The organism is Streptomyces sp. NBC_00654 (genome assembly GCF_026341775.1).
Taxonomy (GTDB): Bacteria; Actinomycetota; Actinomycetes; order Streptomycetales; family Streptomycetaceae; genus Streptomyces.
Genome location: NZ_JAPEOB010000001.1, coordinates 1,413,965 through 1,434,540 on the forward strand (window position 1 = coordinate 1,413,965; position 20,576 = coordinate 1,434,540).

20 protein-coding genes are annotated in these 20,576 nt (G+C 71.3%); 7 read left to right on the forward strand and 13 right to left on the reverse strand.

Annotated elements, in window-relative coordinates; translation table 11 throughout:
* Positions 1–41: 41 nt before the first annotated feature.
* The 3 genes from OHA98_RS06200 to OHA98_RS06210 form a co-directional block, all read right to left on the reverse strand.
* Positions 42–1,031, reverse strand: coding sequence for a sigma-70 family RNA polymerase sigma factor (locus tag OHA98_RS06200; protein ID WP_266923147.1), 990 nt, complete (start codon positions 1,029–1,031; stop codon positions 42–44).
* Between the two features lie 93 nt (positions 1,032–1,124).
* Positions 1,125–1,841 (reverse strand): L,D-transpeptidase, encoded by a 717-nt coding sequence (locus OHA98_RS06205; protein WP_266923149.1) that lies wholly within the window; start codon positions 1,839–1,841, stop codon positions 1,125–1,127.
* Between the two features lie 162 nt (positions 1,842–2,003).
* Positions 2,004–3,329, reverse strand: a complete 1,326-nt coding sequence (locus OHA98_RS06210) for an MFS transporter (protein ID WP_266923151.1) — start codon at positions 3,327–3,329, stop codon at positions 2,004–2,006.
* 62 nt (positions 3,330–3,391) lie between these two features.
* Between OHA98_RS06210 and OHA98_RS06215 the strand changes: the two genes are divergently transcribed.
* The 3 genes from OHA98_RS06215 to OHA98_RS06225 all read left to right on the forward strand — a co-directional run bounded on the left by OHA98_RS06215 (position 3,392) and on the right by OHA98_RS06225 (position 8,017).
* Complete coding sequence (locus OHA98_RS06215) at positions 3,392–4,345, forward strand: LysR family transcriptional regulator (RefSeq protein ID WP_266923152.1); 954 nt, start codon at positions 3,392–3,394, stop codon at positions 4,343–4,345.
* A gap of 199 nt (positions 4,346–4,544) precedes the next feature.
* On the forward strand, positions 4,545–6,884 hold the full coding sequence (locus OHA98_RS06220; protein ID WP_266923154.1) for a hypothetical protein: 2,340 nt from the start codon (positions 4,545–4,547) through the stop codon (positions 6,882–6,884).
* Positions 6,881–8,017, forward strand: coding sequence for a hypothetical protein (locus tag OHA98_RS06225; RefSeq protein WP_266923156.1), 1,137 nt, complete (start codon positions 6,881–6,883; stop codon positions 8,015–8,017). Before OHA98_RS06220 ends, OHA98_RS06225 begins: the two co-directional genes overlap by 4 nt.
* Positions 8,018–8,086: 69 nt before the next feature.
* On the opposite strand, the gene OHA98_RS06230 is transcribed toward OHA98_RS06225, so the two are convergent.
* Positions 8,087–8,845: a dienelactone hydrolase family protein gene (locus tag OHA98_RS06230; protein WP_266923157.1), complete on the reverse strand. Its 759-nt coding sequence runs from the start codon at positions 8,843–8,845 to the stop codon at positions 8,087–8,089.
* Positions 8,846–8,948: 103 nt separating this feature from the next.
* Between OHA98_RS06230 and OHA98_RS06235 the strand changes: the two genes are divergently transcribed.
* Both OHA98_RS06235 and OHA98_RS06240 read left to right on the forward strand, forming a co-directional pair.
* Entirely contained in the window at positions 8,949–10,103 is a 1,155-nt protein-coding gene (locus OHA98_RS06235; RefSeq protein WP_266923159.1) for an adenosine deaminase, read from the forward strand.
* 135 nt (positions 10,104–10,238) lie between these two features.
* The gene (locus tag OHA98_RS06240; RefSeq protein ID WP_266923161.1) at positions 10,239–10,532 is read left to right on the forward strand and encodes a hypothetical protein; all 294 of its coding nucleotides are present in this window, start codon (positions 10,239–10,241) and stop codon (positions 10,530–10,532) included.
* A gap of 95 nt (positions 10,533–10,627) precedes the next feature.
* Here OHA98_RS06240 and OHA98_RS06245 read toward each other — a convergent pair whose 3' ends face one another.
* The 5 genes from OHA98_RS06245 to afsQ1 form a co-directional block, all read right to left on the reverse strand.
* The gene (locus tag OHA98_RS06245; RefSeq protein ID WP_266923163.1) at positions 10,628–10,834 is read right to left on the reverse strand and encodes a PspC domain-containing protein; all 207 of its coding nucleotides are present in this window, start codon (positions 10,832–10,834) and stop codon (positions 10,628–10,630) included.
* A 92-nt stretch (positions 10,835–10,926) separates the two neighbouring features.
* Complete coding sequence (locus OHA98_RS06250) at positions 10,927–11,475, reverse strand: VanZ family protein (protein ID WP_266923165.1); 549 nt, start codon at positions 11,473–11,475, stop codon at positions 10,927–10,929.
* A 296-nt stretch (positions 11,476–11,771) separates the two neighbouring features.
* A complete protein-coding gene (locus tag OHA98_RS06255) occupies positions 11,772–12,413 on the reverse strand; it encodes a hypothetical protein (protein ID WP_266923166.1) in 642 nt (213 codons plus the stop codon).
* On the reverse strand, positions 12,410–13,963 hold the full coding sequence (locus tag OHA98_RS06260; RefSeq protein WP_266923168.1) for a HAMP domain-containing sensor histidine kinase: 1,554 nt from the start codon (positions 13,961–13,963) through the stop codon (positions 12,410–12,412). Before OHA98_RS06260 ends, OHA98_RS06255 begins: the two co-directional genes overlap by 4 nt.
* Positions 13,960–14,637 (reverse strand): two-component system response regulator AfsQ1, encoded by a 678-nt coding sequence (gene afsQ1 / locus OHA98_RS06265; protein WP_266927752.1) that lies wholly within the window; start codon positions 14,635–14,637, stop codon positions 13,960–13,962. Before afsQ1 ends, OHA98_RS06260 begins: the two co-directional genes overlap by 4 nt.
* A gap of 182 nt (positions 14,638–14,819) precedes the next feature.
* On the opposite strand from afsQ1, the gene OHA98_RS06270 reads away from it, so the two are divergent.
* Positions 14,820–15,620 (forward strand): SigE family RNA polymerase sigma factor, encoded by an 801-nt coding sequence (locus OHA98_RS06270; protein WP_266923170.1) that lies wholly within the window; start codon positions 14,820–14,822, stop codon positions 15,618–15,620.
* A gap of 222 nt (positions 15,621–15,842) precedes the next feature.
* On the opposite strand, the gene OHA98_RS06275 is transcribed toward OHA98_RS06270, so the two are convergent.
* Positions 15,843–16,544 carry a uridine kinase gene (locus OHA98_RS06275; protein WP_266923171.1) on the reverse strand — a complete coding sequence of 234 codons (702 nt, stop codon included), beginning with the start codon at positions 16,542–16,544 and terminating at the stop codon, positions 15,843–15,845.
* A gap of 64 nt (positions 16,545–16,608) precedes the next feature.
* Here OHA98_RS06275 and OHA98_RS06280 point away from each other — a divergent pair, with 64 nt between their 5' ends.
* Positions 16,609–17,055: a hypothetical protein gene (locus tag OHA98_RS06280; protein WP_266923173.1), complete on the forward strand. Its 447-nt coding sequence runs from the start codon at positions 16,609–16,611 to the stop codon at positions 17,053–17,055.
* Between the two features lie 96 nt (positions 17,056–17,151).
* Here OHA98_RS06280 and OHA98_RS06285 read toward each other — a convergent pair whose 3' ends face one another.
* Genes OHA98_RS06285 through deoC form a run of 3 tightly spaced genes read right to left on the reverse strand, consistent with a single transcriptional unit; the run spans position 17,152 to position 20,448 of the window.
* Positions 17,152–18,066 (reverse strand): aldehyde dehydrogenase family protein, encoded by a 915-nt coding sequence (locus OHA98_RS06285; RefSeq protein WP_266923174.1) that lies wholly within the window; start codon positions 18,064–18,066, stop codon positions 17,152–17,154.
* Entirely contained in the window at positions 18,056–19,495 is a 1,440-nt protein-coding gene (locus OHA98_RS06290; protein WP_266923176.1) for an aldehyde dehydrogenase family protein, read from the reverse strand. Before OHA98_RS06290 ends, OHA98_RS06285 begins: the two co-directional genes overlap by 11 nt.
* A 5-nt stretch (positions 19,496–19,500) precedes the next feature.
* Complete coding sequence (deoC, locus tag OHA98_RS06295) at positions 19,501–20,448, reverse strand: deoxyribose-phosphate aldolase (RefSeq protein ID WP_266923178.1); 948 nt, start codon at positions 20,446–20,448, stop codon at positions 19,501–19,503.
* Positions 20,449–20,576: the final 128 nt, after the last annotated feature.

A 20,576-nucleotide genomic window follows, 5' to 3' on the forward strand; every position in this document is an offset into this window, starting at 1 on the left:
GGCCGTGGGAACGGCGCCCCGGCCGAGGCCGGGGCGCCTGCTCACGCGGCGTCGGCCGCGAGGTGGTCGGGCAGTCCGAACAGCGGGAACCAGCGCGGCGTGTCCAGGAAGCAGTGCATCCCGGAGATCGCCCCGTCCGTGATGTCGATGATCTGCAACGCCCACGGCACGAAGCCGGATCCCTCGGGATTCGGCTTGTAGTGGGCGAACGCCGGTGTTCCGTTGGCCTCGGTCGCCACCAGACGGGAGCCCGCGCAGCTCGCGCCGTAGGAGAGCATGAAGCCCGTGATGTCGTCGTGTCCCTTCAGCCACAGGTCGAACGGCGGCATCGTCATCACCGCGTCCTCGTGGAGCAGCGCGGTCAGCGCCGTCATGTCGTAGCCCTCGAAGGCCGATACGTACCTCTCCAGGAGCTTCTGCTGTTCCGCGTCGAGCGGATTCGCGGTGTCCGGGGCGCGGTTGTCCGTGAGCGTGGCCCGCGCCCGCTGGAGGGCGCTGTTGACCGAGGCGACGGAGGTGTCGAGCAGCTCGGCGACCTCGCTCGCCTTCCAGGCGAGGACCTCGCGCAGGATCAGCACGGCCCGCTGCTTGGGCGGCAGGTGCTGGAGCGCGGCGACGAACGCCAGGCGCACCGACTCCTTGGCCACGGCGGCCTCCGCCGGGTCGGCCACCGAGGGCAGGATCCGGCCGTCGGGCATCGGCTCCAGCCAGGTGTTCTCCGGCAGCGGGTTGAGCGCCGCCTGCGCCAGCGGGGTCGGGCCGGTCAGATCCACCGGCCTGGCCCGCTTGTTGCCCGCGTTCAGCATGTCCAGACAGACGTTCGTCGCGATCCGGTACAGCCAGGAGCGCAACGAGGAACGGCCTTCGAACTTGTCGAAGTTGCGCCAGGCGCGCACCAGCGTGTCCTGGACCGCGTCCTCGGCCTCGAAGGCCGAGCCGAGCATCCGGTAGCAGTAGCCGGTCAGCTCGACCCGGTGTCCTTCCAGACGGCTGTCGACACTCGCCGCGGCCGTCGTCGTCAGATCGCTCATCGCTCCACCCCAGTTGCGCTGTGACACCTATCGCTCAGCACTCCGGAAGCTACCGCAGACCACTGACAACGGGGGCGGGAAGCGTCAAAGCCCTCACGTACCGGGCTTGCGCCCGTACACGAAGACGTCGTCGCCCTTCTTCAGCATCTTCCAGTACGCCTTCGCGTCCGCGGGCCGCATGTTGACGCAGCCGCCCGAACCCGGAGGGTTGTACATGGACTTGGTGACGGAGTGGAACGCCTGGCCGCCGTCGAAGAACTGGGAGTACGGCATCCAGACCTTGTAGATCGTCGACCAGTGCTTGATGTCGCGCCAGTAGACCTTGCTCGCGCCGGTACGCGTCTCCGCGCCGTCGCGTCCCGTCCGCACCGGCACGGGACCGAACTTCAGCTTCTTGCCGTCCTGGATCCAGCTCAGCTGCCGGGTCAGGTCCACGCACGCGACGCGGCCCATGTCGGTGGGGCACTTCCTGGCCTTGTTCGGGTTCTTCCCGGCGGCCTTCTGGGCGAGCATCGTGTTCATCGTGCGCCAGGTGAGCGGCCCCGCGTATCCGATGGTGGGCGTGATCCCGTGGGCCTTCTGGAACTTCTGGGTCGCCTTGCAGTCGGCCGTCGACTGTTTGCCGTCCACGGTCCGCCCGAGGAACTTCTCCACCTTCTTCTGGTACGGCCCGGTGGACTTCGTGCAGGACGCCGCCTGGGCCGCGGTGCCGGTGCCCAGTACCAGCGCGGGTGCCGCCACCAGACCGGCGACGGACAGCGCGACCCCGCGCCGCAGTCGTACGGTACGTATCTTCTCCGTCACTCCCATGTACGCCAACTCCCCTTCACGAGCAGTGCGTTGGTCTCGCCTGCTAGACGCGTGAAGGGGAGCGGACGGTTGCTCGCGGTGACGTCTCGGTTGCGTTGCGGTTCGGATCCGGCCGCTTCCGCCGTGCCCCGGTTCAACGGGTCGCCCGGGCCCGGGAGCCGTTCAGCGGGCCGCCGGGACCAGCGCGCGCCGTTCGGCCCGCGCGGCCCGGGTCCCGTACAGCGTGATCGATACGACGCCGAGGACCGCGAGCAGTCCCAGTGCCACCGTCCCCGCCCAGCCCCCGGCGTGGAAGGCGACCGCGCCGAGCGTGCCGCCCGCGCTGGAGCCCAGGTAGTACGCGGACTGGTAGAGCGCCGACGCCTGGGCGCGGCCGGTGGTCGCCGTACGGCTCACGGAGGACGAGGCGACCGCGTGCCCGGCGAAGAACCCGGCCGTGATCAGCACCAGGCCCAGCAGGACGGCGAGCAGTTGGTCGGCCAGCGAGAGCAGCAGTCCGGCGGCCGTGGTGGAGACGGCCAGGTAGAGGGCTCCCCGGCGGCCGAGCCGGGCGACGAGCTGCCCGGCCGCGGCGGAGGAGACCGTACCGACCAGGTAGACCAGGAAGATCGAGCCGACGACGCCCTGCGGCAGGCTGAAGGGGGCCTCGACCAGCCGGTAGCCGATCACCGTGTAGACCGCGCCGAACACGGTCATGAACAGGGCGCCGATCGCGTACAGCCGGCGCAGCAGCGGGTCGGCGAGGTGGCCGCCGACGGTCCTGGCCAGTGCCTTCGGGTTGAGCGAACCCGGCGTGAAGTTCCGGGCCTTGGGGATCATGAAGTGGAAGACCACCGCGCAGAGTGCGGCGAGCAGCCCGACGGCGCCCAGCGCGGCCCGCCAGCCCCACAGCTGGGCCACCCAGCCGGTGAGGATGCGCCCGCTCATGCCGCCGATGCTGTTGCCCGCCACGAACAGTCCGATCGCGGCGACCAGCGCCTTGGGCCGTACCTCCTCGGCCAGGTACGCCATCGCGGAGGCCGGCAGCCCGGCGAGCGCGGCGCCCTGCACGGCGCGCAGCGCGATCAGCCAGCCGAGCGAGGGGGCGAACGGTACGAGCAGCCCCACCAGTACGGCGACCGTCAGCGAGGCGGTCATCATCTGCCGCCGCCCGAACCGCTCGGAGAGCGCGCTCAGCGGCAGCACGCACAGCGCCAGCGCCCCGGTCGCCGCGGAGACCGTCCAGCTCGCCTGCCCCGCCGTGGCGCCGAAGGAGGCGGAGACGGCGGGCAGCAGGGCCTGGGTGGAGTAGAGGAGGGCGAAGGTCGCGACCCCGGCGGCGAAGAGCGCGAAGCTCATCCGGCGGTAGCCGGGACGTCCGGGTTCGAGCCTCGACGGGGCCTCGACGGCCGCGGAGGAGGCGGCGGAGGCGGGCGGGACGGAGGCGGGCGACGACGGGGCTGCGGCATCCACGGCGAGGGTGGATGCCCCGGTACTGGCAGGAGGCATACGTCGAAAGTAGGACGCCGCGTTTCATGCGTCCAATGCACGAACTCGTCATAATCGTTCCCATGGTGCATGAACGCAGCTCACGGCCTCGGCTGTCACCGAGTAGTTACGAAGAAGACATCCGCGCCGTCCTCGCGCCGAGGCTCGCGTACTTCGAGGCGGTGGCCCGGCACGAGCACGTCACCCGCGCCGCGCACGAGCTGGGGGTCCCGCAGTCGACCCTGTCGCGGGCCATGGTCCGGCTGGAACAGGATCTCGGTGTCGCCCTGTTCGCCCGCAACGGCCGCACCGTCTCGCTCACTCCGGCGGGCCGCACCTTCCTCGGCTCGGCGGAACGGGCGCTGGCCGAGGTGGAGAAGGCCGCCGACTCCGTACGGGCGGACGCCGACCCGACCGCGGGCCGGGTCTCCTTCGGCTTTCTGCACACCATGGGCTCCGAGACCGTGCCCGCCCTGATCCGCGCCTTCCGGGTCGACCACCCCGGGGTCCGTTTCCAGCTCGTCCAGAACTACGGCGAGGCGATGATCGAGCGCCTGCGCGCGGGCGGCCTGGACCTCTGTCTCACCTCACCCGTCCCCGACGCCCCGGACCTGGTCGCCCGCCGCCTCGACGAGCAGCGGCTGCGCCTGGTGGTCCCCGACGACCACCGTCTCGCCGGGCGCCGCCGTGTCCGCCTCGCGGAGGCCGCCGACGAAGCCTTCGTCACCCTGGAACCCGGTTACGGCCTGCGGCGGATCACCGACGACCTCTGTACGGAGGCGGGCTTCACCCCGCGCGTCGCCTTCGAGGGCGAGGAGGCGGAGACGCTGCGCGGGCTGGTCGCGGCCGGACTCGGGGTGGCCCTGCTGCCGCCGCCCGCGGTGGCCCGGCCCGGCGTCGTCGAGCTGACGGTCACGGCGCCGCGCGCCGCCCGGGAGATCGGCGTCGCGTGGCTGGACGGTCACCCGGACACCCCGCCGGTCGCCGCCTTCAAGCGCTTCCTGCTCTCCCGCCGGGGCCACCTGCTCCCGGACTGAGCCGCCGTCGGCCCCCGTACCGGGAGCTGCCCTCCCGCTGTCAGTGCCTCCCCCTAGAGTCACCCGCGTGACCGGGCCCTCCTGCCTTGCGGCGGTCCGGAAGTCGCACGACACCGTCGCCTCCGCATGCACGCGACACGGTCTCGTCGAACCGGCGCACCGCGCCAAACCGAGCAGGGCAGCAAAGGAGCAAGCAAGGATGACCGATCAGGAATCCCGGTGCGCGGCCGCTCCGTCGAGCGACGACCTCACAATGGTTCACTCACCCCCGGGGTACCGCGTCATCACCGTCGAGGAGGCGGAGGAACGCTTCCGGATCTCCGACGATGTCTGGTACCCGTACGCCGACTTCGCCGACGAGCAGGAGATCCGCCTGTACGAGGGCGGTCTGCATGTCGCGGGGCACCTGGGGCCGGAGGGGGACGACGACTGGGTGCCGTACAACACCATCGTGGACGGTGACCTCACCGTCGACGGCGATCTGAAGTGGTGGGACGACAACAGCGGCAACTTCCTCGCCGTGACGGGCAGCCTGCGGGCCCGGAACGTGCTCCTGTCCGGCTGCCCGAGCATCCTGGTGCGCGGGAACCTGGAGGTGACGGGCGGCATCTGCTGCTCGTACGGCGACGACGGCGGCATCCTCACGGTGTGCGGCAGCACCCGCTCCCAACTCCTCATCAGCATGCTCTACTTCAACCTGGTCTTCGCCGAGCAGCCGCAGGCCCTGCTCATCGCCGACCGCTACCGCAGCAACTGCCCGGTCGACTTCGGCGACGACGAACTGAGCGGCGTCCTGCTGCCCGAGCTGCTGGACAAGGACGGCGAGGCCGACGCGCGGAAGATCGAGGAGGCCATGGGCGAGGGGCGGCAGGTGCTGCGCGCCGGGGTGCGCCCGAGCCACGTCATCGCGCTGGAGGATCTGGACCTCCTGCTGGACCGGGCCGATGAGGTCACCGAACTCGACCTCTCCGGACGAATGCTCCGCGGCTTCCCGGAACAACTGCTCGCGTTCCCCCGGCTGCGCGTCCTGTCCCTCGCGGACAACGCCGATCTCGGCGCCATCGGCACACGCGTCGGCGAACTCACCGCCCTGGAAGAACTCGACGTGTCGGAAACGGGGCTGACCGGGCTGCCCGAATCCATCGGAGCCCTCCAGAACCTCCGGGTGCTGGACATATCCGGCAACCGCTTCATGGAACTCCCCGAGTCACTCGGTGGCCTCGGACGCCTGGAGGTCCTGCGCGCCGGGCATCTGACCTGCCGGCTCCCCGACTCGCTCGACCGGCTTCGCTCCCTGCGCGAGCTGGACCTGTCCCGCTTCCGCCCGGGGGCCCACCTCTCCGACACCCCGCTCGAACTCCCCGAAGTCGTCACCCGCCTGTCCGGACTGCGCTCCCTGGACCTGTCCGGCACCTGGCTGGCCTCCGTCCCCGACACCCTCCTCCGCCTCACCGGACTGGAGGAACTCAACCTCGACGACTGTCTGTCCGCCCGGATGACCCGGCTGCCCGAGCTGGCCCGGCTGCCCCGCCTGCGCGTGCTGCGCCTCAACGGCCACGCCCCGTCGAACGGGCGTCCACCGGGCCGCGACCTGCTCTCCGGCATCTGGGACATCACCACGCTGGAACACCTGGAGATCGACCGCTGGGGCAGGAAGATCTTCGAGGGCAACAAGGCCCGCGAGTTCTTCCGCACACTTCCGGACGACGCGTTCGCCCGCACCCCGAACCTCCGGTACCTCGACCTGTCGTTCAACGAACTCACCACCCTCCCCGAGTCCTTCTTCGCCCTGCGGCACCTGGAGTTCGTCGGCCTGCGGTACGCCCAGCTCGACCAGCCCACCCGGGAGCGGCTGCGCAGCACGTTCCCGCAGGTCCGCGTCGACCTGCGCGACACCGGCACCCGCGGCGTCTCCCACGACGCGAACTGGCAGTCCGTGCATGCCCTGGTCAGGACCGGCGGCGCCAAGCTTCACGCACAGGAACACCACGAGGCCGCGGCCGCCTTCGAGGAAGCCCTCGCCCTCTGCGTCCCCGGCGACCGCTACTCCGACTACGACCAGCTCTACGCCCACTACGGCCTCGTCGACGCCCTCGGCCACCTCGTCGACAAGGCGTCGGACGCCGACCGCCCCGCCCTGAGCGCCGCACTCATCCGGTACGCCGAACAGGCGCTCGCCCTGGTACCCGACATGATCTGGCACTTCACCGACGAGGGCGCCTTCCAGGAAGAGGTCAAGCGCCGCACCGGCAACGCCCTCGCCTGGCAACTGCTGCACAGCGGCGAACCGGAACGTGCCCTGGCCGCCGTGGAACAGTCACTGTCGGTCTCCTCCGGCCCGGAGTACGACTTCGTCCGCGACACCCAGGTCCGCGTCCTGCTCGCCCTCGGCCGCACCGACGACGCCTACCGGGTCGCCGACCAGGTCCTCACCCGCGACCCGTCCTTCGACGACTTCACCGACATCGCCTCCTCCCCCGAGTTCCAGCAGTGGCGGCAGGCCCAGCGCATCGACAAGGCCCTCGGAGGCAACCGATGACACCCGGACTTTCCGGGCGACCGGCCACGCGCCCCCTCACCGACCTCGACCAGGTGCCCTGGGCGGATCTCGCCCACTGCTACGGTCCGGCGACCGAGGTCCCCTCCCAGCTCCGCGACCTGGCCGGGCCCGGCGAGGAGGCCCGCACCCGGGCCTGGGACCGCCTGTGGTCCGACCTGAACCACCAGGGAAGCGTCTACGAGGCGACGGCCCACGCCGTCCCCTTCCTGCTGCATCTGCTCGCCGACGAAACGGCTCCCCACCGCAAGGGGTTCCTGGGATACCTGTCCGCGCTGGTCACCGGCGAGGACGAGGGTCAGTACCTCCCGGACGGGTACGACCGCACGATGCTCGACGGGCGGCCGGCCGAAACCGCCGTGTACGAAGCCGTCGAAGCCGGCATCCCGACCGTCGTCGCACCGCTGCTGGACCACGACGACCCCGAGACGGCGACCCTGGCAGCCGTGCTCACGGCATGGTTTCCTGGCGCCGCCCCGCATGTCCTGCCCGCACTGCGCCGGCTGTGCGCCAGGCCGTTGCCGCGCCCCCACCGCGCCACCGCCCTCGTGGTCCTGGGCCTGCTGGCCGGCGCCGCCGGCGACCGCTCCGACACGGCCCGGCTGGAGCGGATACTGCGGGACGGCGACGACCCCGACCGCTGGGCGGCGGCCGTGGCCCTGGCGAGGATCTCCGCACCCGGCCTCCCCGCCCCGGCGATCGGCGCCCTGACCGACGAGCTGGGCGTGATCTGCGCCGACCCCGACGCGTACGGGACGGTCGCCCGGGTGAGCTTCTGCGACGGCTTCGTGGCGGAGCCGGTACTGAAGACACTGCGCCGTCTGCCCGAGGCGGGCCGGGAGACCACCCGTGCCTGCCTCGCACGGATCCTGCGGCGAACCGAGGAACAGGAACCCAAGCCGTGGGGCACGGCCGTGACACTCGCCGGGTACGCCCTCCTCGACGCCGGCCGGCCGGCCGCCGCGGAACTGACGCCGTGGCAGCACGCCGTGCTCCGGGCGCTGCTCGACGGCGACACGATCTGGGCATCGGGAGAGCTTGGCCTGCTTCTTTCCTCCGCACACGGGATCCCCGATACCCCCGACGCACTGGAGGCGTGGCTGAGCCGCCCGTGAACGGGCCTTAGGGGGCCGTTCACGGTCCCGCGGGGCGGGCCCCGCGCCCACGGGGACGCCCCCACCGCCTCACCCCCGCAGCGACTTCCCGAACCCCGCGGCCAGCGGCATCCGCAGCCCCAGCGGCGGCGGCGCCGCCAGCGCGTCGGCCACCGGCCGGGCGTAGGACCGGGCGAACAGCGATCCCCGGACGAAGTCGGCGGCCAGCGCCTCCACCTCGGACCGGTGCTGACGCAGCGCGTGCCCGTCGGAGTGGACCTCGAAGCGGCAGATGTCCCGGTTGGACTTCTTGGCCCGCTCGGCCAGCCGGTAGGACAGCTCCGGGTCGGTGTGCGCGTCGTTCGTGCCGTGCACGATCAGCACCCGCCGCCCCACCAGCTGTTTCACCGGCTCCAGCTCGTCGGTGGCCTGCTCCGGCAGCCAGGGGGCCATCGCCAGTACGGAGTTGACGGCGTCGTGCCCGCCCGCCCGGAGCGCGGCCCGGCCGCCCATGCCGTGGCCGACGAGACAGACGGGGACGTCCCCGTAGCGCCGTACGACCTCGTCGGCCGCCCACCGGGCGTCCGCCGCCGGGGCCGCGTCGCCGTTCCAGCCGCGGGCGCGGTAGCGCAGCACATGCACCGCGAGACCGTCGCCCCGGCCCGCACGGGCCAGGGTCCGGGCGAACGGCAGCTGTGCCGCGTACGAGAAGGGGGAAGGACGGCGGCGCGAATCCGCCTCGCCGTCCGGGAGCAGCAGAACCACGCCGCTGACCTCAGGTGGTGCTCCGGCCGTGTTGACGGCCCGTCCCAGCCTCGCAGCAGGCAGGGGAAGTGCGCGCTGTGCCATGACAGAACAGTGTCAGAAGGAGAGGTGTACTCCACCCGACTTCGCGGTCACTGTTACGCATCGGCGACCAGCGCTCTACGCGCGTAGGCGCTAGAGTGCCAAAATGACGAGCCAGACCCTGAATGTCCCCGACCCCGACCAGATCCGCCGCGCCCCCAAGGTGCTTCTCCACGACCATCTCGACGGTGGCCTGCGCCCCGGCACGATCGTGGACCTGGCGCGCGAACAGGGCTACGACGACCTCCCCGAGACCGAGCCCGACAAGCTCGGCATCTGGTTCCGCGAGGCGGCCGACTCCGGTTCGCTGGAGCGCTACCTGGAGACCTTCGCCCACACCTGCGCCGTCATGCAGACCCGCGACGCGCTGTTCCGGGTGGCCGCGGAGTGCGCGGAGGACCTGGCCGAGGACGGCGTCGTGTACGCCGAGGTGCGCTACGCCCCCGAGCAGCACCTGACCGGCGGCCTCACCCTCGAAGAGGTCGTCGAAGCGGTCAACGAGGGCTTCCGCGAGGGTGAGCGCCGGGCCCGCGCGGGCGGCCACCGCATCCGCGTCGGCGCGCTCCTCACCGCGATGCGGCACGCCGCCCGCGCCCTGGAGATCGCCGAACTCGCCAACCGCTACCGCGATCTGGGCGTCGCCGGCTTCGACATCGCGGGTGCCGAGGCGGGCTACCCGCCCACCCGGCACCTCGACGCGTTCGAGTACCTCAAGCGCGAGAACAACCACTTCACCATCCACGCGGGCGAGGCGTTCGGCCTGCCGTCGATCTGGCAGGCGCTCCAGTGGTGCGGCGCCGACCGCCTCGGCCACGGCGTCCGCATCATCGACGACATCGAGGTCGCCGAGGACGGCACCGTGACCCTCGGCCGCCTCGCCTCCTACGTACGCGACAAGCGCATCCCGCTGGAGCTCTGCCCGACCTCCAACCTCCAGACCGGCGCCGCCGACTCCTACGCCACGCACCCCATCGGGCTGCTGCGGAAGCTGCACTTCCGCGCCACGGTGAACACGGACAACCGGCTGATGAGCGGGACGAGCATGAGCCAGGAATTCGAGCGGCTGACCGAGACTTTCGGATACACGCTCGATGACATGCAGTGGTTCACAGTCAATGCGATGAAATCAGCGTTCATTCCTTTCGATGAACGTCTGGCCATGATCAACGACGTCGTCAAGCCTGGATACGCGGAACTGAAGTCCGAATGGCTGTTCCGGCAGACCGCTGCGACCAGCGGTTCTTCATCCTTCGCGGGCTGAGCGAACTAAAAGGGAAACGGCCGGGAGTCTGGTGTCCCGGCCGTTTTCCGCGTGTCGCCATGTTTGCGGTGGAGGTAATGAGCTGGCTACGTTGCAGAGCCCCTCACATTCCCTTCCCCCAAGGATGAATTCGCCATGAAGAAGACTGCTGCCAGGACCCTCGGTGCCGCCGCTCTCGGTGCCGCTTTCGCCGCTGCCGCAGCCGGCAGCGCCTCCGCCGTCACCGCCCTGCCGGTCGACGCCGTGGCCGGTGCGCTCCCCGTCTCCACCAGCGCGCTGGACACCGTCGCCAAGTCCCTCCCGGTCCAGGAGACCGCGGGCAAGGTGCTCGGCGGCGAGGCCACCGACGCGGTCGCGCCCGTCACCGGCCTGCTCGGCGGCCTGCCCACCAAGGGCCTGTCGGCGAACGGGATCCCGCTCGGCGGCTGATCAGCACCGCCGCGGAGCATCACCGCACATGCCAGTGGGGCACACACCCGGACCGGGTGCGTGCCCCACCGCGCGTTCTCCCCGTGGTCCCCGGATCACCAGGCCGTCGCGGAGGTGGCGGACTTCTCCGCCGGCAGCAGCACCCAGAGCGCCAGGTACAGCAGGAACTGCGGGCCGGGGAGCAGGCACGAGGCGAGGAAGATGACACGCATCGTCCCGGCGGACATGCCGAAGCGCCGTGCCAGCGCCGCGCACACTCCACCGATCATGCGTCCTTCGCGGGGGCGGACAAGTGCGGCCATGGTGGGCTCCTTCGCGAACCGTTGCGGAGGGAGCATCGTGTGTGCTCCCGATGTATCCATGGTGGCTCGCCGAAAGGGGATGGAGCATCGCTCTACGGTGCGATGCCGACCCTGGTAATCGTCGGGGTCGAACCCCCAGGGGCCTCGTCCCTGAGTCGGGGGGCGTTTTGCACCCCCGGCTGCTCGCGGCGGCGCAGCCGCGCCCGGCAGGCCGGGACGACGAGCACATGGGCCAGCCCCACTCCGACCGTGTTCAGCAGCAGCGAGTCGATGTCCACGACCTGACCGGGCACCGCGGTCTGCGCGAGTTCGATGGCGAGCGAGATCAGGGCGCCGGCGGCCACCGTGCGCAGCAGTGAGGCCCATGGGGAGACGAAGAGCCGTCCCCCGGCCATCGGCAGCAGCACACCCAGCGGCGCCAGCAGGAGCAGCCCCTCACCGATGCGGCGTGCCGCCTCGACCGGGCCGAGCGCCAGATCCGCCTTGATACCGGCGAGTGGCTCGAAATTCGCGGCGGTCATCCAGGGAACGTCCAGCGGGCGCAGGGTCAGCCACCCGACAAGCAGCAGATGCGCGAAGAGGAAAAGGATCCCGGTCGCACGGAAGCGGATGACGGTCTGGCCGCCCGAACCTTGACGCACGCCCACCAAGACGTCACGACCGGCAGGATCGGTTCCGCGCGGTCGCAGGAAGGTCGCGGGGCGCGCCCGGTGCCCGCCGTGCCCCGGCGCGCGGCCGAGGACGCCCTACGCGGTCCTGTGACGTCCCGCGCGAGACGTGACGTCCCGTGGACCCGTGTGACCCGCCCCGCGCGACGCCGTGACGTCCCGCGCCCGGTCCCGAGACGCCCCGCGCGACGCCGTGACGTCCCGCGCCCGGTCCCGTGACGTCCCGTGCGGCGCCGTGACGTCCCGCACGGCCCGGGGAGCCCGTCCGCTCAGCGCAGTTCGACCGCGCCGAGCGTCGGCACGTTCCTCGGCCGTGCCTTCGTCTCGGCGGTGCACAGATAGCCACGCGGCGCGTAGTTCCCGGGGCCGCCGAGGACAACGGTGCCCGCGGTGACGAGCACCTCGTTCTCCGCGTATGTGCACACCAGCTGCGCCAGCGCCTCCGCCGACAGGTCCTCGGGCTGGACGTTCAGCCGCAGCGTGCCCGCGGGGTCGCCCGCGCGCCCCCCGGTGACCCGCAGGTCCGAGGGAACCGCCGTGGTGAAGCCGGCCCGCCGCTCGTCCGCGGCCGGCGGCGACCGCACCTCGTCCAGCAGGACCCGTGCGACCAGCAGCCGGTCGGAGCCCGTGTCCGGGATCGGTACGGTGCGGTCGACCGTCACCAGCTGCGAGGCACACACCAGGTAGACATCGGCCCGGATGCCGTCCAGCGCCTTCGTGGAGGCGTCCCCGGAGGACAGCCGGCACGGCACCCGGGACGGTGCCGCCCCCGCGTCCACCGGCACCGAGGTGCTCCGGATCCCGCAGCCGGACGCCAGCGCCGCGCAGGCCAGGGCGGCGGCCAGTGCCGAAGCGGCCCGCCGCGGGCGGCCGGTGCGGGGTGCGCGTGGCGCACGGTCGGCGCGTGTCACGTCGGCCCACTCTCCTCGTCGCGGCCGTCCGGCCCCGGTGTTCCGGGCCCGGCCGGACCGGCGGGCCCGGTGAGCTTCTCCGCGTCGCGCGGCAGCCTCAGTACGAACACGGCGCCGTCGCCGTCCGGAGAGTTCGCGGCCGTGATGTCACCGCCGTGGACATGGGCGTTCTCCATGGCGATGGACAGTCCCAGGCCACTGCCCTCGGAGCGCGGCCGTGAGGCGCTCGCCTTGTAGAAGCGGTCGAAGACATGCGGCAGGACGTCCTCGGGAATGCCGGGGCCGTGGTCGCGCACCTCGATGACCAGTTCCTCGCCCTCGGTCCGTACCGACACCCGTACCGGCGAACCGCCGTGCTTGAGCGCGTTGCCGATCAGATTCGCCAGGATCACGTCGAGCCGGCGCGGATCGAGCCGCACCATCATCCCGCGCTCCGCGTCCAGGTCCACCGCGTCCAGCCAGGCACGGACGTCGATGCAGGCGGTGACCTGGTCGGCCACATCGACCGTGTCCAGCACGAGGCGGGCCGTACCCGCGTCGAAGCGGGTGACCTCCATCAGGTTCTCCACCAGGTCGTTCAGCCGCCGGGTCTCGCTCACCACCAGATGCACGGCGGGCGCGATCATCGGGTCGAGGCTGTCGGCCTCGTCCTCCAGCACCTCGGCCACCGCGGTGATCGCGGTCAGCGGGGTCCGCAGCTCGTGCGACATGTCGGCGACGAACCGGCGGCTCGACTCCTCCCGCGCCGTCATGTCCGCGACCTTCTTCTCCAGCGAGTGCGCGGTCCTGTTGAACGTACGCGACAGATCGGCGAGTTCGTCCGTGCCGGAGACCACGAGCCGGGTGTCGAGCTTGCCCTCGCCGAGCTTGCGCGCGGCGTCGCCGAGCCGCTGGACGGGCCGCAGCACGGTCGTCGCCGCCGCCTGCGCGAGCAGTGCCGAGCCGACCAGTGCCAGGCCCGTGGCTATCCCCAGCGACCAGGCCAGCGAGTTCAGGTCCGCCCGCTCCTGGTCGAGCGACTTCAGCATGTACCCCGTGGGGCCACCGCCGATGATCTTCGTACCGGCCACCAGATACGGCTTGCCCGCGATGCTCGTACGCTGCCAGAACAGGTGGTACTCAAACTTGTTGCTCGACGTCAGCGGCTGCTTCCGGCTCACCTGCTTCTGGAGCGAGTCCGGCACATTGACCCGGGTGAACGTGTCCAGGTCCGAGTACCCGACGATCGGCTTGCCGCTGTCGCGTTCGTCCACGAGCAGCACGCTGTACCCCGGGCTGCTGCTCGCCATCCGCGTGGCGGCGCTCTGCAGATCGTCCTTGGTGGGCCGCAGGGGCAGCGTGGCCGCCGTGCCCTGCATCTGCCGCCGGAAGTCCCCGAGCGCCGTGTCCTGGGTACGGGTGAGCACCGCCTCGCGGTTCAGCCAGTACGCGATTCCCGAGGCGGACACCGCGGCGGTCAGCGCGACCAGCGCGAACACGATGACGAGACGCAGTCGCAGACTGGTCCAGCGAAGACCCGCGCGAATCGACCGTGTGGCGGATTCGCTCACTGAGGCGAATCCAGCCGGTAGCCCACTCCCCGCACCGTACGGATCAGCGTCGGCGAGGACGGGACGTCCTCCACCTTCGCGCGCAGCCGCTGCACACAGGCGTCCACGAGCCGCGAGTCACCCAGATAGTCGTGCTCCCACACCAGCCGCAGCAACTGCTGCCGGGACAGCGCCTGGCCCGGCCGGCGGCTCAGTTCCAGCAGGAGCCGCAGCTCCGTCGGTGTCAGCTGAAGATCCTCACCGCCCTTGGTGACCGTCATCGCGGAACGGTCGATGACCACGTTCCCGAAGGTCGCCGAGTCGATGGACTCGCGCTCGCCGCGGCGCAGCACCGCGCGGATCCGGGCGTCCAGCACCCGGCCCTGCACGGGTTTCACCACATAGTCGTCCGCGCCGGACTCCAGTCCCACCACGACGTCGATGTCGTCGCTGCGCGCGGTCAGCAGAATGATCGGCAGTTGGTCGGTACGGCGGATCCGCCGGCACACCTCGAAACCGTCGATCCCGGGCAGCATCACATCCAGCACAACCAGGTCCGGCCGCTGCTCGCGCAGCAGGTTCAGGCCGTCCTCTCCCGTCGCCGCGGTGGCCACACGGTGGCCCTGGCGTGACAGCGAGAGTTCGAGGGCCGTGCGGATGGCGTCGTCGTCCTCGATCAGCAACAGGAAAGGCACGGAGGTCATTCTGACTCATGGTGGTGCCTCAGTTCGACAGTTGGAGCGCTCCCATCGTTACGTCACGGGAGAAGAGGGCCCTGTGACAGGCCTGTGACAGTCGGGGGACAGCGTGATGAAACTGGCCGGGCAAGCTCGTTGGCACATGGAACGAACGGACTCCACCGAACAGGGGGCGCGAGATGAACGCACTGCACAGCACCAGCTCAAGCGCAGTTGTCACGCGTCTCCACGACGTCGGCAGGAGCTCGGAGAAGTCCGGTGCGGCAGGAGGTACGTCCCTGGCCGAGCGGAGCCGCGAGCTCGGGGGAGTTCGGGGGTGCGTTCGCGGCGCCGGGCGTCAGCATCCGTCGTTCATGACGGTCGTTGACGCGCCCACGGGGGCCAACGGGGGACATCACGGGGGAGCCGCGTACGGGGAGGTCACAGGGGAGCGGAAGACCTCGACGGGGACCGAGGACGCCGAAGCGGCGTTCACGGCCTACGTCCAGGAGCGCCGTGCCTCCCTGTACGCAACCGCCTATCACCTGACCGGCGACCGGTTCGAGGCCGAGGACCTGCTCCAGAGCGCCCTCTTCTCGACGTACCGGGCGTGGGACAGGATCAGTGACAAGGCGGCGGTCGGCGGATATCTCCGCCGCACCATGACCAATCTGCACATCAGCGCCTGGCGCAGGCGCAAGCTCAACGAGTATCCGACCGAGGAGCTGCCGGAGACGGTGGGCGACACGGACGCGATGCGCGGTACGGAACTGCGGGCGGTGCTCTGGCAGGCGCTCGCCCGGCTGCCGGAACTCCAGCGCACGATGCTGGTCCTGCGGTACTACGAGGGGCGGACCGATCCGGAGATCGCGTCGATCCTCGACATCAGTGTCGGCACGGTGAAGTCGAGCATCTGGCGGTCGCTCCGCCGGCTGCGCGAGGACGAGGTCCTCAGCTTCGGCCGTGACGAGGAGGAGTCCTTCGGCGAGCTGGTGGCCTGAGGCGACGGGGGAACGGGGACACGGGGGAACGGGTCGCCGCGTCGGGGGAGGCGGCGGTACGGGGAACGGGGATACGGGGAACAGGCCGGCGCTTCGGGGGAGGCGGCGGTACGGGGAACGCAGCGGGGTCGGACGGGCCGGGGGGTCCTGTCCGGCCCCGTTCGCGTGTACGCCCACAGACGCGGGCGCGCCGACGGGTGCCGGCGTGCCCGCACCCGGGGCTCAGCGTCCCGCGGACGCCCCGCGACGGCAGCGGCCCGCCGCCGCGGCGGCCAGGCGGCCCAGCGCCTCGTCCTTGCCGCAGGGGTACGCGCCCAGCGCCGTCTGACGGGCCACGATCCGCCGCTCGTCCCGCATCAGACGCCACCCGCGCCGCAGCAGGAACGGCACCGACTTGCGCCCCTCGCGCAGGTCCCGCAGCAGCCGCCGCCGGAACGTCGTCGACGGACGGCCGCGCAGGCACAGCGCGTCGGCCAGCAGCCCCAGCTCCTGGCAGCGCTCGACTATGTCCGCCGCGAAGATGCCCTCGGCCACGAACAGCGGTGAACGCTCGATGTGGAACGCCTCCCGGTCCGTACGGGCGCTGATGGAGATGTCGTACACCGGCACCTCCGTACGGCCCGTGCGGCACAGCTCCTCGATGGCCGTCACCGCCGCGTCCGCGTCCCAGGACTGCGCGGAGTCCCAGTCGATGTCCCCGCTGCCCGGGACCTGGGGCAGCGAGGGGTCGTCGCCCTCCTTGTAGAAGTCGTCCAGGCGCAGCACCGGCAGACCGGTGCGGGCGGCGAGGGACGACTTCCCGGAGCCTGAGGGGCCCGCGAGCAGGACGACGCGGGTCGGGATCGGTTGGGAACTCACAGAACAGAAGTGTGAGGCATTGACCCGCGCAGGGGATCCCTCGGAGGTCTTGTTGGTATCGAGCATCACACCTCAACTACTCTGCGCGCACGCACGATTACACATCCAGACTCGATCAGGTGGGAAAAACATGGGACTTCATGCACGCCGGCCCGCACGTCGCGTTCTGCTGCGCGCCGGTCTGACCATCACCGCGCTGGGCGCCGCCCTCGGTGGCGGAGCCGCGGCGGCGCAGGCGGCACCGTCGCACACCGCGCCGGCCAGCGAGGCCGACAGCACGATCGGCGCGCTCACCGACGCCGCCGGGCCCGCGCTGACCGGGGCGCTCGGGTACTCGCTCGCCGGGGCCCTCACGCCCGTCACGGACATGCAGCTCGACCCGCTGGCCGGGACCGGGGTGGACCCGCTGGACAACGCGGTGGGCACCCAGATCGCCGACTTCCAGCCGGTGACCACGGCGGTCCTCACCGACCCGCTGACCAGTGGCGGCGCGCTGAACGACCTCCCCCTGGTGGGGCAGGTCACCGGGCTGATCACGGGCGGACTGCCGGGCACCGCCGGGCCCGCCGCGGGCTGACGCACGGCGCAGGGCCGCCCCTCGTGCGGAGGGGCGGCCCTGTGCCGCGGGGGTGTTGCGGGGTGCTGACGGGGCCCGTACGGCACCCCGTCCCGGTCAGTACGAGGAGCCGGAGGCTCCCAGGGCGCCCGTGGGGTGCCAGACCGTCTTGGTCTCCAGGAAGGCCGTCAGCCGGTGCGTCCCGGGGTCCGCCGACCAGTCGGTGGAGCCGCCCTCGCCCTCCGCGTCCACCGGGCGCGGGCGCAGAACCCGCTTCAGGTTGTCCGCGGCCGCGATCTCCAGCTCCTTCGCCAGCTCCGCGCCCGCCCCCGTCAGGTCGATCGCGTTGACGTCCTGGTGGGAGGCGAGCGGGGCCGCGAGCTCAGCGGTGTCCCCGGACAGGACGTTCACCACACCGCCCGGCAGGTCGGAGGTGGCCAGCACCTCGCCCAGGGACAGCGCGGGCAGCGGCGATCCGGCCGAGGCGACGACCACCGCGGTGTTGCCGGTGGCGATCACCGGCGCGATCACCGAGACCAGGCCCAGGAACGAGGACTTCTGCGGGGCGAGGACCGTGACGACACCGGTCGGCTCCGGGGTGGAGAGGTTGAAGAAGGGCCCCGCCACCGGGTTCGCCCCGCCCACGACCTGGCCGATCTTGTCGGTCCAGCCCGCGTACCAGACCCAGCGGTCGACCGCCGCGTCCACGACGGCCGCCGCCTTGGACTTCGACAGGCCCTCCGCGTCCGCCACTTCGCGGACGAACTGGTCCCGGCGGCCCTCCAGCATCTCGGCGACGCGGTAGAGGATCTGGCCGCGGTTGTACGCGGTCGCGCCCGACCAGCCGCCGAAGGCCTTGCGGGCGGCCACGACCGCGTCGCGGGCGTCCTTGCGGGAGGACCGGGGGGCGTTCGCCAGCCAGTTGCCCTTGGAGTCCGTCACCTCGTACACCCGGCCGCTCTCGGAGCGGGGGAACTTGCCCCCGACGTACAGCTTGTAGGTCTTGAAGACGCTCAGACGGTTATCGGACATCGAGGTATGCCTCCAGGCCGTGGCGGCCGCCCTCGCGGCCGAAGCCCGACTCCTTGTAGCCGCCGAAGGGCGACGTCGGGTCGAACTTGTTGAACGTGTTGGCCCAGACGACGCCCGCACGGAGCTTGCCCGCCACCGCGAGGATGCGGGAGCCCTTCTCCGTCCAGATGCCGGCCGAGAGGCCGTACTGACTGTTGTTGGCCTTGGCGACCGCCTCGTCCGGGGTGCGGAACGTCAGGACGGAGAGCACCGGGCCGAAGATCTCGTCACGGGCGACCGTGTGCGCCTGGGAGACGCCGGTGAACAGCGTCGGCGGGAACCAGTAGCCGGCCGAGGGGAGTTCGCAGGGGGCGGTCCAGCGCTCGGCGCCCTCCGCCTCGCCCGTCCCGACGAGCGCGGTGATCCGGGAGAGCTGCTCCGCGGAGTTGATCGCGCCGATGTCGGTGTTCTTGTCCAGCGGGTCGCCGAGCCGCAGCGTGGACAGCCGGCGCTTCAGCGAGTCCAGCACCTCGTCGTGCACCGATTCCTGGACCAGGAGGCGGGAGCCCGCGCAGCAGACCTGGCCCTGGTTGAAGAAGATGCCGGTGACGATGCCCTCGACCGCCTGGTCGACCGGCGCGTCGTCGAAGACGATGTTGGCGCCCTTGCCGCCCAGTTCCAGGGTGGCCCGCTTGTCCGTACCGGCGATCTGGCGGGCGATGGCCTTGCCGACCGCGGTCGAGCCGGTGAAGGCGACCTTGTCGACGTCCGGGTGCCCGACGAGCGCGGCACCCGTGTCGCCGTATCCCGTGAGGATGTTGACGACGCCCTTGGGCAGGCCCGCCTGGCGGCAGATGTCCGCGAAGAAGAGCGCGGAGAGCGGCGTCGTCTCGGCGGGCTTGAGGACCACCGTGTTGCCGGTGGCGAGCGCCGGGGCGATCTTCCACGCGAGCATCAGGAGCGGGAAGTTCCACGGGATGACCTGGCCGGCCACGCCCAGCGGGCGCGGGTTGGGGCCGTAGCCCGCGTGGTCCAGCTTGTCGGCCCAGCCCGCGTAGTAGAAGAAGTGCGCGGCGACCAGTGGGAGGTCCGCGTCGCGGGTCTCCCGGATCGGCTTGCCGTTGTCGAGGGTTTCGAGGACGGCGAGCTCGCGGCTGCGCTCCTGGATGATCCGGGCGATCCGGAACAGGTACTTGGCGCGCTCGGAGCCGGGCAGCGCCGACCACTTCTCGAACGCCCTGCGGGCCGCCTTCACGGCCCGGTCGACGTCCGCCTCGCCCGCCTGCGCGACCTCGGAGAGCACCTCCTCGGTGCTCGGCGAGACGGTCTTGAAGACCTTGCCGTCGGCGGCCTCGGTGAACTCACCGTCGATGAACAGGCCGTACGACGGGGCGATGTCGACGACGGAGCGGGACTCCGGCGCCGGTGCGTACTCGAATGCAGATGCCATGGGGATCAGTCCACCGTCACGTAATCGGGGCCGGAGTAACGGCCGGTGCTGAGCTTCTGGCGCTGCATCAGCAGGTCGTTGAGCAGGCTGGAGGCGCCGAACCGGAACCAGTGGTTGTCCAGCCAGTCCTCGCCCGCCGTCTCGTTCACCAGCACCAGGAACTTGATCGCGTCCTTGGAGGTGCGGATGCCGCCGGCCGGCTTCACACCGATCTGTACGCCGGTCTGCGCCCGGAAGTCGCGCACGGCCTCCAGCATGAGGAGGGTGTTCGCCGGGGTGGCGTTGACCCCGACCTTGCCGGTCGACGTCTTGATGAAGTCGGCGCCGGCCAGCATCCCGAGCCAGGAGGCGCGGCGGATGTTGTCGTACGTGGACAGCTCGCCGGTCTCGAAGATCACCTTCAGGCGCGCGGAGCCGCACTCCGCCTTCACGGCGAGGATCTCCTCGTACACCTTGAGGAAACGCCCGGAGAGGAACGCCCCGCGGTCGATCACCATGTCGATCTCGTCGGCCCCGGCCGCCACGGCGTCGCGGACGTCCGCGAGCTTGACGTCCAGCGCGGCGCGTCCGGCGGGGAAGGCCGTCGCGACGGACGCCACCTTCACTCCGGATCCCGCCAGCGCGGCGACGGCGGTCGCCGCCATGTCGGGGTAGACGCAGACCGCCGCGGTGCGCGGGGTCGTGCGGTCGGTGGGGTCGGGGTTGACGGCCTTGGCGGCGAGTGCCCGGACCTTGCCCGGGGTGTCCGCGCCTTCCAGCGTCGTGAGGTCGATCATCGAGATGGCGAGATCGATGGCGTACGCCTTGGCCGTCGTCTTGATCGAACGGGTTCCGAGGGAGGCGGCGCGCGCTTCGAGGCCGACGGCGTCGACGCCGGGGAGCCCGTACAGGAAGCGGCGCAGCGCAGCGTCGGACGCGGTCGCGTCGGAAAATGCGGGTGCAGTGGTGGGCATGGTCACCAGATGAGCATATCTACGCGCGTAGCGACCTGTACAGGGGCCCTGGTGGACCGGCGGTCCCGCGGAATTCCCGGGTGTTCCGGCCCGGCGGCGCGCGGTGCCGGGCCCGGCCGCCCCGTCAC

Coding starts and splice junctions, on each gene's coding strand:
- OHA98_RS06200 (WP_266923147.1), bottom strand. CDS start 1,031: ATGAGCGATCTGACGACGACGGCCGCGGCGAGTGTCGACAGCCGTCTG.
- OHA98_RS06270 (WP_266923170.1), top strand. CDS start 14,820: ATGAACGCACTGCACAGCACCAGCTCAAGCGCAGTTGTCACGCGTCTC.
- OHA98_RS06225 (WP_266923156.1), top strand. CDS start 6,881: ATGACACCCGGACTTTCCGGGCGACCGGCCACGCGCCCCCTCACCGAC.
- OHA98_RS06230 (WP_266923157.1), bottom strand. CDS start 8,845: ATGGCACAGCGCGCACTTCCCCTGCCTGCTGCGAGGCTGGGACGGGCC.
- OHA98_RS06285 (WP_266923174.1), bottom strand. CDS start 18,066: ATGTCCGATAACCGTCTGAGCGTCTTCAAGACCTACAAGCTGTACGTC.
- OHA98_RS06280 (WP_266923173.1), top strand. CDS start 16,609: ATGGGACTTCATGCACGCCGGCCCGCACGTCGCGTTCTGCTGCGCGCC.
- OHA98_RS06205 (WP_266923149.1), bottom strand. CDS start 1,841: ATGGGAGTGACGGAGAAGATACGTACCGTACGACTGCGGCGCGGGGTC.
- OHA98_RS06240 (WP_266923161.1), top strand. CDS start 10,239: ATGAAGAAGACTGCTGCCAGGACCCTCGGTGCCGCCGCTCTCGGTGCC.
- OHA98_RS06245 (WP_266923163.1), bottom strand. CDS start 10,834: ATGGCCGCACTTGTCCGCCCCCGCGAAGGACGCATGATCGGTGGAGTG.
- OHA98_RS06235 (WP_266923159.1), top strand. CDS start 8,949: ATGACGAGCCAGACCCTGAATGTCCCCGACCCCGACCAGATCCGCCGC.
- OHA98_RS06210 (WP_266923151.1), bottom strand. CDS start 3,329: ATGCCTCCTGCCAGTACCGGGGCATCCACCCTCGCCGTGGATGCCGCA.
- deoC (WP_266923178.1), bottom strand. CDS start 20,448: ATGCCCACCACTGCACCCGCATTTTCCGACGCGACCGCGTCCGACGCT.
- OHA98_RS06290 (WP_266923176.1), bottom strand. CDS start 19,495: ATGGCATCTGCATTCGAGTACGCACCGGCGCCGGAGTCCCGCTCCGTC.
- OHA98_RS06220 (WP_266923154.1), top strand. CDS start 4,545: ATGACCGATCAGGAATCCCGGTGCGCGGCCGCTCCGTCGAGCGACGAC.
- OHA98_RS06215 (WP_266923152.1), top strand. CDS start 3,392: ATGGTGCATGAACGCAGCTCACGGCCTCGGCTGTCACCGAGTAGTTAC.
- OHA98_RS06275 (WP_266923171.1), bottom strand. CDS start 16,544: ATGCTCGATACCAACAAGACCTCCGAGGGATCCCCTGCGCGGGTCAAT.